Source organism: Mycobacterium sp. DBP42, from assembly GCF_005924235.1.
GTDB classification, from domain to species: Bacteria; Actinomycetota; Actinomycetes; order Mycobacteriales; family Mycobacteriaceae; genus Mycobacterium; species Mycobacterium syngnathidarum.
On record NZ_VCMY01000106.1, the window covers coordinates 1 to 645 of the forward strand.

General features: G+C 68.5%; 1 protein-coding gene. It reads right to left on the reverse strand.

Features of this window, described 5'->3' with window-relative positions; genetic code table 11:
• On the reverse strand, window positions 1–645 hold a 645-nt coding region (locus E0T84_RS31585; RefSeq protein WP_138746427.1), incomplete at both ends, for an HNH endonuclease signature motif containing protein.

The following is a 645-nucleotide window of genomic DNA, read 5'->3' on the forward strand; positions in this document are numbered from 1 at the left end:
GACGGTCCGTCCAGCCCTTGACGAAAGTTTTGACCAGGTGATGGGCCCGGCAGTACAGCTTGGTGTTCGACGGATGCGTCGGCCCGGCGGGCCAGGGCGCGGTGTGGTCGATGTCGCAGCGTTCGGCTGGGGCGTCACAACCAGGGAACCGGCAGGTCAGATCACGCCACCGGATGAACTCCGACAGTGCCGCCGAGGGGCGATACCCTGGCTCACCCACACCGGCGGGATCCTCGGCCACCGCACGCTCGGCGGATTCGGCCGCCTCGCCGGGCTCGGCTGGCACCGGCAAGGGTACGGGTTTGATCTTGGCGGTAGCCGCCACCTTGCGCACGCTCTCGGCGGGCACGATGCCGTACCCGGGCAGATACCCCGGATCGTTCGAAGTCCCGTCCACCGTGGATTGGTTGGCCAGCACGTGCACCACCGCCGCATCCGCAGCTGCCCGGTTCTGAGCCGCCGCGCAATCCTGGCGCCCGCACCGGCACGGCAGTTGAGCTTCCAGCCGGGCCAGCGGCCCGATCGCATCGGCACGCCGCTGCTCATGGGTGCGCGGATCGTGCTCACACACCGTGTCCGCCAACGCATCCAAACGCTGATCCAATGCCGCCCCGTCAACAGCATCGACATTGGCCCAGATCGTGG